This window comes from Methylobacterium sp. GC_Met_2 (assembly GCF_026540795.1).
GTDB lineage: Bacteria > Pseudomonadota > Alphaproteobacteria > Rhizobiales > Beijerinckiaceae > Methylobacterium.
In genome coordinates, this window is sequence record NZ_JALNUM010000172.1 from 1 (window position 1) to 9,502 (window position 9,502).

Annotated in this window: 9 protein-coding genes and 2 pseudogenes; 9 read left to right on the forward strand and 2 right to left on the reverse strand. The window is 67.6% G+C overall.

Translation table 11 applies throughout. From position 1 onward, the window contains the following. Nucleotides 1–536 precede the first annotated feature (536 nt). From OXS49_RS31350 to OXS49_RS31375, 6 genes are all read left to right on the forward strand, one after another. A complete protein-coding gene (locus OXS49_RS31350) occupies nucleotides 537–1,211 on the forward strand; it encodes an XRE family transcriptional regulator (RefSeq protein WP_267428480.1) in 675 nt (224 codons plus the stop codon). Between the two features lie 103 nt (nucleotides 1,212–1,314). Then, entirely contained in the window at nucleotides 1,315–2,223 is a 909-nt protein-coding gene (locus OXS49_RS31355) for a glutamine amidotransferase family protein (protein WP_267428481.1), read from the forward strand. Between the two features lie 61 nt (nucleotides 2,224–2,284). Then, a complete protein-coding gene (locus OXS49_RS31360) occupies nucleotides 2,285–2,971 on the forward strand; it encodes a GXGXG domain-containing protein (RefSeq protein WP_267428482.1) in 687 nt (228 codons plus the stop codon). A 14-nt stretch (nucleotides 2,972–2,985) separates the two neighbouring features. Beyond that, nucleotides 2,986–4,314: an FMN-binding glutamate synthase family protein gene (locus tag OXS49_RS31365; protein ID WP_267428483.1), complete on the forward strand. Its 1,329-nt coding sequence runs from the start codon at nucleotides 2,986–2,988 to the stop codon at nucleotides 4,312–4,314. Between the two features lie 73 nt (nucleotides 4,315–4,387). Next, on the forward strand, nucleotides 4,388–5,695 hold the full coding sequence (gene glnT, locus OXS49_RS31370; protein WP_267428484.1) for a type III glutamate--ammonia ligase: 1,308 nt from the start codon (nucleotides 4,388–4,390) through the stop codon (nucleotides 5,693–5,695). A 519-nt stretch (nucleotides 5,696–6,214) separates the two neighbouring features. Next, complete coding sequence (locus OXS49_RS31375) at nucleotides 6,215–6,355, forward strand: hypothetical protein (protein WP_267428485.1); 141 nt, start codon at nucleotides 6,215–6,217, stop codon at nucleotides 6,353–6,355. Between the two features lie 13 nt (nucleotides 6,356–6,368). Here the strand turns inward: OXS49_RS31375 and OXS49_RS31380 are convergent. Continuing rightward, nucleotides 6,369–7,084: pseudogene (locus tag OXS49_RS31380) on the reverse strand (IS5 family transposase). A 17-nt stretch (nucleotides 7,085–7,101) separates the two neighbouring features. Between OXS49_RS31380 and OXS49_RS31385 the strand changes: the two are divergent. The 3 genes and pseudogenes from OXS49_RS31385 (at nucleotide 7,102) to OXS49_RS31395 (ending at nucleotide 8,850) form a co-directional block, all read left to right on the forward strand. After that, nucleotides 7,102–8,234, forward strand: a pseudogene (locus tag OXS49_RS31385) (IS3 family transposase). Nucleotides 8,235–8,389: 155 nt separating this feature from the next. After that, nucleotides 8,390–8,656 (forward strand): hypothetical protein, encoded by a 267-nt coding sequence (locus OXS49_RS31390; protein WP_267428486.1) that lies wholly within the window; start codon nucleotides 8,390–8,392, stop codon nucleotides 8,654–8,656. After that, nucleotides 8,653–8,850 carry a hypothetical protein gene (locus OXS49_RS31395; protein ID WP_267428487.1) on the forward strand — a complete coding sequence of 66 codons (198 nt, stop codon included), beginning with the start codon at nucleotides 8,653–8,655 and terminating at the stop codon, nucleotides 8,848–8,850. The genes OXS49_RS31390 and OXS49_RS31395 overlap by 4 nt, the downstream gene beginning before the upstream one ends. Nucleotides 8,851–8,934: 84 nt before the next feature. On the opposite strand, the gene OXS49_RS31400 is transcribed toward OXS49_RS31395, so the two are convergent. Then, the gene (locus OXS49_RS31400; RefSeq protein ID WP_267428488.1) at nucleotides 8,935–9,285 is read right to left on the reverse strand and encodes a hypothetical protein; all 351 of its coding nucleotides are present in this window, start codon (nucleotides 9,283–9,285) and stop codon (nucleotides 8,935–8,937) included. Nucleotides 9,286–9,502: the final 217 nt, after the last annotated feature.

Here is a 9,502-nt window from a genome sequence, read left to right on the forward strand (position 1 = left end):
CGACGGGAAGTCCGGGTGGATCAGGCCGGCCAGCAGGCGCCGCAGGTCGGCTCAGGGGTGGAGGCTGGTGACGGCGAGGTCGGCCAGCAGCAGCGCCGCCGCCGCGCCGCCGACGAACCAGCGCGTTGCGGCGGCATAGCCGCGGCCCGCGGTCAGGCGGAGGACGTTCACGCGGCCTGCCCGTGGCATGGGATGCGGGCCGCTCCGCGCCCGACAGGCCGGACGCTCCCGGTTACGCTCCGTTCGCCCTCCGTCAGCATAAGGCGCTCCCCATCCGGCCCCCGACCGTCGGCGACAGGCCGGTCTCGACCTCCCGGCACCTGTCAGGTCACCGTCTCGGTGTCGAGCCGCGGGCGACGCCTCTGGACGGCCGGCACGGCGTCACCGAGGAGGCTCCGCGACGCCGCGTACCCTCCCGGTGTCCGGTTTCGGCCATGGCTCGGACCGCGTGCCGTTGACAGACACGGGACGCCGCGGCACGGCGCCTCGAAGTCCGCGCGGCCGGAGCCCGCGATCGGCTGAGGAGAGGACCCGCCATGCCGTCAGGCTCTTCGAACCGGGCGGCGGGGCAGGCGGGGGAACCTCTCCTGTCGCAGGATCCGCACGCCCTGCGCGAGCCGCGCGAGAACAACCTCGAACGGGCGATCGGCCACGCGGTGCGGGAGCGCCGGAAGCAGCTGGGCCTCACCTCCGCCGACCTCGCCGCCGCCACCAGCCTGTCGCCGGGCATGCTGTCCAAGATCGAGAACGGCAACATCTCGCCGTCGCTGACGACGCTGCAGGCGCTCGCGCAGGCGCTCGGCATGCCGATCACCGGCTTCTTTCGGCGCTACGAGGAGGTCCGCGACGCGGTCTTCGTCAAAGCCGGCGAGGGGGTCGAGCTGGAGCGGCGCGGGACGCGGGCCGGGCACCAGTACAACCTGCTCGGGCACATCCACGAGAACGCCAGCGGGGTCACGGTCGAGCCGTACCTGATCACGCTCACCACCGATTCGGACGTGTTCCCGACCTTCCAGCACGCGGGCCTGGAGTTCCTCTACATGCTGGAGGGCGAGGTGCTGTACCGGCACGGCAACCGGCACTTCCACATGCGGCCGGGCGACAGCCTGTTCTTCGACGCCGACGCCCCGCACGGGCCTTCCGAGCTGCGCGTGCTGCCGGCCCGCTACCTGTCGGTCATCGCCTACCCGCAGGCGGGCACACCCGACTGAACGTCCGGATCGTATTCCTGAGAAGAAATTTTATTTCTTGACGGTTGATTTCGGCCGTCGGGGCCGCCTATGATCCGGGCGTACCCGCAACGGAGGTGGTGCCATGTGCGGCATCGTCGGCTTGTTCCTGAAAGACCCGGCCTTGGAGCCGCAGCTCGGTGCGCTGCTCGCCGACATGCTCGTGACCATGACGGATCGCGGGCCGGATTCGGCGGGCCTCGCGATCTACGGGGCGCCGACGCCCGGCCAGTCGAAGATCACCGTGCAATCGGCTCGGGCCCGGGCGGATTTCCCCGCCCTGGAGCAGCGTCTCGCGGAGGTGTCCGGCGGCTCGGCGCGGGTTGCGGTGAAGAACTCGCACGCGGTGATCACCGTGGCGTCCGACCGGCTCGACGCGACGCGGGGCGCGCTGAAGGGCGTCTCGCCGGACCTGCGCGTGATGGGGGCGGGCGAGAGCGTCGAGATCTACAAGGAGGTCGGCCTGCCGAAGGACGTGGTCGCACGCTTCGGCATCGCCGGGATGTCGGGCACCCACGGTATCGGCCACACCCGGATGGCGACGGAATCGGCCGTCACCACGCTGGGCGCACACCCGTTCTCCACGGGCGCCGACCAGTGCCTCGTCCATAACGGCTCGCTGTCGAACCACAACAACCTGCGCCGGAGCCTCGCCCGCGACGGCATGGTGTTCGAGACGCAGAACGATTCCGAGGTTGCGGCCGCCTATCTCACCACCGCGATGGCGCGGGGCCGGGATCTTGGCGCGGCCCTCGCCGGGGCGCTGGAGGATCTCGACGGGTTCTTCACCTTCGTGGTCGGCACGCGCTCCGGCTTCGGGGTGCTGCGCGATCCGATCGCCTGCAAGCCCGCGATCATGGCCGAGACCGAGCGCTACGTCGCCTTCGGCTCGGAGTACCGGGCGCTGGTCGGCCTGCCGGGGATCGAGGCCGCCCGGATCTGGGAGCCCGAGCCGGCGACCGTCTACTTCTGGGACCAGCGGCAGGCCGCCTGAGCCGCCCCGCTTCCCGCCCGTCACGGATCTCGCCCACGGATCTCGTCCACGGATCTCGCCCATGCCCGTCTTCGATCTGGCGGCGACGCCCCTGCGCGCCCTGAACCAAGCCCTCCACGGCGTCGCTCCGGGCGCCAACGACACCGCCTTCGAGGTGCTGAACCCGCGGGGCCAGCACGCGGTGGCGGTCGGGATCGACGGGCCCGTCAGCGTCACGGTGCGCGGCTCGGTCGGCTATTACTGCGCCGGCATGAACGACGGCGGCACCGTCACGGTGCAGGGTTCGGCGGGCCCGGGCGTTGCCGAGAACATGATGTCCGGCACCGTCGTGATCGAGGGCGACGCCTCGCAATATGCCGGCGCCACCGGGCGCGGCGGCCTCTTGGTTATCAAGGGCAACGCGGCCTCGCGCTGCGGCATCTCTATGAAGGGGATCGACATCGTCGTGCACGGCTCGATCGGGCACATGTCGGCCTTCATGGGCCAGTCCGGCTCCTTGGTGGTGCTGGGCGATGCCGGCGAGGCTCTGGGGGACTCGCTCTACGAGGCGAAGCTGTTCGTCCGCGGCAGCGTGAAGAGCCTCGGCGCCGACTGCATCGAGAAGCCGATGCGCCCCGAGCACGTGGAGCACCTCGCGGCCCTGCTCGACCGGGCCGGGGTCACGGACGTGCGGCCCGAAGAGTTCCGGCGCTACGGCTCGGCCCGCACGCTCTACAGCTTCAACATCGACAACGCCGACGCCTACTGAGCGGGAGACCGGGCATGACCTACCAGAACCCGCCGATGCCGCCGCGCAAGTCGGCGACCTTCGACGACCACACCCTGGCGGAGATCCGCCGGGCCGCGGCCACCGGCATCTACGACATCCGCGGCGGCGGCACGAAGCGCAAGCTCCCGCATCTCGACGACCTGCTGTTCCTCGGCGCCTCGATGTCGCGCTATCCCCTGGAGGGCTACCGGGAAACCTGCGGGACCGGCGTCACCCTCGGCACACGCTTTGCGAAGAAGCCGATCGCGTTGAAGATCCCGATCACCATCGCCGGCATGAGCTTCGGATCCCTCTCCGCCAACGCCAAGGAGGCGCTGGGCCGCGGCGCGAGCCTGGCCGGCACCTCCACCACCACCGGCGACGGCGGCATGACCGATGAGGAGCGCGGCCATTCCGAGATCCTCGTCTACCAGTACCTGCCCTCCCGCTATGGCATGAACCTGCGCGACCTCCGGCGCGCCGATGCCATCGAGGTGGTGGTCGGCCAGGGCGCCAAGCCCGGCGGCGGCGGCATGCTGCTCGGCCAGAAGATCTCCGACCGCGTCGCCGCCATGCGCGATCTGCCCCAGGGCATCGACCAGCGCTCCGCCTGCCGCCACCCGGACTGGACCGGACCGGACGACCTCGAGATCAAGATCGGCGAGTTGCGCGAGATCACCGACTGGGAGAAGCCGATCTACGTGAAGGTCGGCGGCGCGCGGCCCTATTACGATACCGCGCTCGCCGCGAAGGCCGGCGCCGACGTCGTCGTGCTCGACGGCATGCAGGGCGGCACGGCGGCGACCCAGGACGTGTTCATCGAGCATGTCGGCCAGCCGACGCTGGCCTGCATCCGGCCCGCCGTGCAGGCGCTGCAGGATCTCGGCTTGCATCGGAGCGTGCAACTCGTGATCTCCGGCGGCATCCGCTCGGGCGCCGACGTCGCCAAGGCGATCGCGCTGGGGGCCGACGCGGTCTCCATCGGTACCGCGGCGCTCGTCGCCATCGGCGACAACGACCCGGCCTACGAGGAGGAGTACCGCAAGCTCGGCTCCACCGCGGGCGCCTACGACGACTGGCACGAGGGCCGCGACCCCGCGGGCATCACCACGCAGGATCCCGAACTGGCGGCCCGCCTCGACCCGGTGCGCGCCGGCCGGAAGCTTGCCAACTACCTGAAGGTGATGACCCTGGAGGCGCAGACGATCGCGCGCGCCTGCGGCCACAACCACCTGCACAATCTGGAGCCCGAGGACCTCGTGGCGCTGACCCTAGAGGCCGCCGCCATGGCTCGCGTGCCGCTGGCCGGGACCGACTGGTACCCGGGCAAAGCGGGCTTCTAGGCCCTTCGACCCCGCCGGTCGCGCCGGTTCGGGCGCGGCCGGTCCCCAACCGATCCGCGCTCAGGGGGCTGCCGTGACGACCGACCTTTCCGCCTACGCCGCCGAGCACGGCGTGCGGTACTTCATGATCTCCTACACGGACCTGTTCGGCTGCCAGCGCGCCAAGCTGGTGCCCGCGCAGGCGATCGGCGCCATGCAGCGCGACGGCGCCGGCTTTGCTGGCTTCGCCACCTGGCTCGACCTCACCCCGGCCCATCCCGACCTGTTCGCGATGCCGGACGCCGCCTCGGTGATCCGCCTGCCCTGGAAGCCGGACGTCGCCTGGGTGGCGGCCGACTGCACCATGGCGGACGCCCCCGTCGATCAGGCACCCCGGGTGGTGCTGAAGCAGCTCGTGGCGCGGGCCGCCGCCGAGGGCTTGCGGGTCAAGACCGGGGTCGAGGCGGAGTTCTTCCTGCTGAGCCCGGACGGGGCGGCGATCTCCGATCACCACGACCGGGCGGAGAAGTCCTGCTACGACCAGCAGGCGTTGATGCGCCGCTACGACGTGATCGCCGAGATCTGCGACCACATGCTGGCTTTGGGCTGGAAGCCCTACCAGAACGACCATGAGGACGCGAACGGCCAGTTCGAGATGAACTGGGAGTACGACGACACGCTGGCCACCGCCGACAAGCACGCCTTCTTCAAGTTCATGGTCCGGTCGGTCGCCGAGCGGCACGGCCTGCGGGCGACCTTCATGCCGAAGCCGTTCCCGGGGCTCACCGGCAACGGCTGCCACTGCCACGTCTCGGTGTGGAACAATGCCGGCACCGAGAACGCCTTCGCGGATCCCGAGATGCCGTTCGGCCTGTCGGCCCGGGGCCGGCATTTCCTGGGCGGGATCATGCGGCACGCGCCCGCGCTGGCCGCGATCACCAACCCGACGGTCAATTCGTATAAGCGCATCAACGCGCCGCGCACGATCTCGGGGGCGACCTGGGCGCCGAACGCCGTGACCTGGACCGGCAACAACCGCACCCACATGGTCCGGGTGCCCGGCCCGGGCCGGTTCGAGCTGCGCCTGCCCGACGGCGCGGCCAACCCCTACCTGCTCCAGGCGGCGATCCTGGCGGCGGGCCTCGACGGGCTGGCGAACGCCGCCGATCCCGGGCCGCACAGCGACATCGACATGTACCGGGACGGCCACACGGTCGCCGACGCCCCGCGCCTGCCGCTCAACCTGCTGGACGCCCTGCGCGCCTTCGAGGCCGATGAGGCGTTGCGGACGAATCTGGGAAGCGCCTTCTCGTCCGCCTACCTCAAGCTGAAACAGGGCGAGTGGAACAGCTACTGCGCCCATTTCACCGCCTGGGAGCGGGAGACCACGCTCGACGTGTGATCCAAAGTCGATCTCAGTACAGGTGAGGTATCGACGCTCAGATGCGGCCAGCTTGAAGGGATGGCGTTGGATAACGCGAGTCAGGAGTCAGCGGGCATTCATCCGCTGTGCCTCGGTCGTACGGTGTCATGGCGTCGGTCGGCCTCGAACCTGCTCTGGAGCTCATAAGGATCGGCATTGCGGACAGAAGAGCAAGTATCGTTCTGATTTTATTCGTTCGAAATTCCAATGCAAAATTAGATACGTGGTGATCGCAGTTTTGTCGCGTGCATCCTGTCGATCAGCGTTCAGGATCCGGCGGATATCGAACATAGGCCACGAGGCGCAATCTGAAGAAAAGTCCGCCGAACGCGCCTCGAGCGCGGCCGCCCCGGGTCAGTCGAAGCTCGGGCTGTCGCCGAGCGTCCTGCGATCGGGGGCGGCGAGAAGGCCGGGACCGTGAACTGACCGGCCCTGACCCTGGTCAAGAAGCGCGAGATCGAGAACGCCGCCAACATCCTGGCGCCCGAGGAGGAGGTCGTGGCCGAGGCCAAGGCCTGCACGGCGCCGCTCGCCGGCATGCGGCTGTCGACGGCGGCAAGCCGGGGCAGCGGCGTGGTGCGCATCCGGGCCTGCAATGATCTGTCGCCGGCTTTCAACGTCGCCGACGCGCCACCCTAGGTAGGGGACGCATTCAAGTCCATGCGCTGACAAAAGAAACTAGGGCGACGGCGGCGAGGTAGTTGCGGGCCAAGCGGTCGTAGCGGGTTGCGACGCGCCGCCAGTTCTTAAGATGACCAAACAGGCGCTCGATCCGGTTCCGCCGCCGGTAGGCGATCCGACTGTGTTTGTAGGGCACCGTCCGTGTGGCCGTGGACGGGATGGTGGCGATCATCCGGTAGCTCTTCAGCCAGTCCCTCAGGCTCTGCGCATCGTAGGCCTTGTCGGCGATCAGGCGCTTGGGCGACACCACGACCTGCACCAGGGGCAGCGCCATGCTGATGTCGGCCACGTGGCCGGGCGTCAGGGCGAACGCAACTGGTCGGCCACGACCATCGGCCAAGCAATGGATTTTGCTCGTGAAACCGCCGCGCGAGCGACCGATGGCCTGGCTCCAGGCCCCCCTTTTCCGCCCGATGCCGAGCGGTGGGCCTTCACGTGCGTGGCATCGAGCATCAGTTCGTCGGGGACAGGACCTGTGGCAGCGATCTTGGCAAACAGCCGCTGCCAGATCCCGCGCTGAGACCACCTGTTGTAGCGGTTGTAAATCGTCGTGTGGGGGCCGTAGGCGGAGGGCGTATCCTGCCAGCGGCAGCCGACCTTCAGGACATGCAGGATGCCGCTGATCACCCGCCTGTCATTGGCCTGACCGGCTGGCTTTGGTCATGGCTGATTGAGAGGATCAGCCATGACCAAAGGAGTTGGACATGCGGCGAGGCCAGAAGACGAACGCGGAGCAGGTCGTGCTCAAGCTGAGCCAGATTGAGGTGCAGACTGCCCAGGGCAAGAGTTTGGCCCTTGCATGCAGGGGGGCGGAGATCTCCGAGCAGAGCTATTACCGCTGGCGCAAGGAGTACGGCGGCCTTCAGGTCGATCAAGCCAGGAAGATGAAGGATCTGGAGCGCGAGAACGCTCGTCTGCGCCGGCTCGTCGCCGACCTTTCTTTGGTGGGTCAGGTGCTGGCGGACGTCGCCTCGGGAAACTTGTAGCCCCCGAGCGACGCAGGCAGGCGGTGGACGGCATCCGTGAGAAGTACGGCCTCTCGGAACGTCACGCCTGCCGGATCGTCGGTTAGCACCGCGGCACGCAACGCTACGTGCCTACCGTGCTGGCCGACGAGGATGCACTGACCCAGGCCATGATCGCCCTGGCGTCCGAGTACGGACGCTACGGCTACCGCCGAGTCACCGCGCTGCTACAGGCAGCCGGCTGGCAGGTAGGCAAAGACCGGGTTCAGCGCATCTGGCGTCGCGAGGGGCTGAAGGTCCCCAGCCGACATAGACCCCGCAGCCGCCTGTGGCTGAACGACGGCCCCTGCGTGCGGCTACGACCGCTTCACCGCAATCACGTCTGGAGCTTCGACTTCGTGCAAGCCCAGACGCACGATGGGCGCTCTCTGCGGATCCTAACGCTGATCGACGAGCACAGCCGGGCCTGCCTCGCGCTGAAGGTGGTGCGGCGCATCACCAGCGTCGGCGTGATCGAGGCGCTGGCCGACGCGATGTGCCTGCACGGCATCCCGGAGCACATTCGCTGCGGCAATGGCCCAGAGATGATCTCCAATGCGTTGCGCAAATGGGTCGCCAAAGCTGGCTCACAGATCCAGTACATCGCGCCAGGATCCCCGTGGGAGAATGGTGACTTGCGAGAGCTTCAACGGCAAGCTGCGCGACGAGTGCCTACGCCAGGAGATCTTCTACTCGCTGAAGGAGGCGCAGATCGTGATCGGTCGATGGCAAACCACCTACAACCGCATTCGTCGCTGGGCTGTCGGCCGCCCGCGCCCGTCAGCTACCCGGATCTGGCCTTCCGGCTACCCATGGCCGCCACCATGCAGTAGCCTCTCAATCAGCTCGGTCCAAGATACCGGTCAGGTCAGGTTGGCTCGATAAATCGCGGCAAACCGTACCACCGTTTTCAAGGGCTTAAGCGGCTGATTGTCAAACCGTTTGGGCTCGCCTCGACTCGACCTCCGGCCCGCGCTACGCCTCCCCGATGGCCAAAGAGATCCCCAGCGTCGGCGACCTACGCCACAAATCCGAGGTGTCGGACGAAGAGATCGAGGCGGCGACCGCGGCCTACCTCGCGGACGGATCGGCCCCGCCGTTCGCCTTCAAGTCCGGCCACACCATCGACGTGGCCAAGGCGATTCAGATGCACCCGCAGGCCAAAGCGCTGCCGGCCGATGATGCGACCAAGCCCGGTCCACAGCGCACGATGGTGAAGGCCGCCATCATCATGGGCTTTCTGGTTCAGGGATGAGCGGGACCGGCATCGATCAGTTGCCGATCGTCGATCGCATCATGGCGCGCCTCGGCGGCTTCATCCAGGGCATCGGCAAGAGCCCGCCGTTAGCCCGGCGGATCGTGGAGCGCGCGATCACCGACGACCCGGCCGCGGCCGATCACGACATTGAGGCGAAGGCCCGCGTCCGGATGCTGATCGCGCTGGCATGATCGACGACACCGACCCCGTCGACGCGCTGCGCACAGCGGACGCCTTCCCGTTGACCAACCGGAGCACCGTTGATGCCAACGGTTTCAAATCCCTACGCGCATACCAGCCCGCTCACGCGCATCATCTTCCGCAGCCGGTATGCCAATCAGGACGCGTGATGGATTAGTGTGCACAATCCGCACGTTTTTCGGCGTCCAGCTACACCTCACGCAAACAGCGTAGATCCAACGCTTCCATAAGTTCGAATTATGTTGGTCTACCGCTTTTTGTCTTTCTTTCGCCTGTTCGACCAGTTGCTTGGTTTCCTGAGCTTTTGCATCACTATTGATTTCGGACTTTGTCTCCGTTGATTCTCGTCTCGGTTGTGGGTGCTGCGCCAGAGCAGAGGTTGTCAGTCCAGCCAACGCTACGAATGTCATTGCCAGATGATGCATTGGACCCCTCGAAAACTGCCATGATACCCGCAAGGTCAGTCGTTACGCGTCTCATGGGCGAGAAGTTTCAAAATTCGACGAAAGTCGAAGGATCCAAGGAAGAAATGGATATGCCTGAACCCGTCCTCGATGCCGTGTATGCGCTCCGGGCCGCCGGCGTCACCGTGGCGCCGATCGGCGAGGAGCCGGGCCGCTGGCAGATCGGCGACCTGATCTT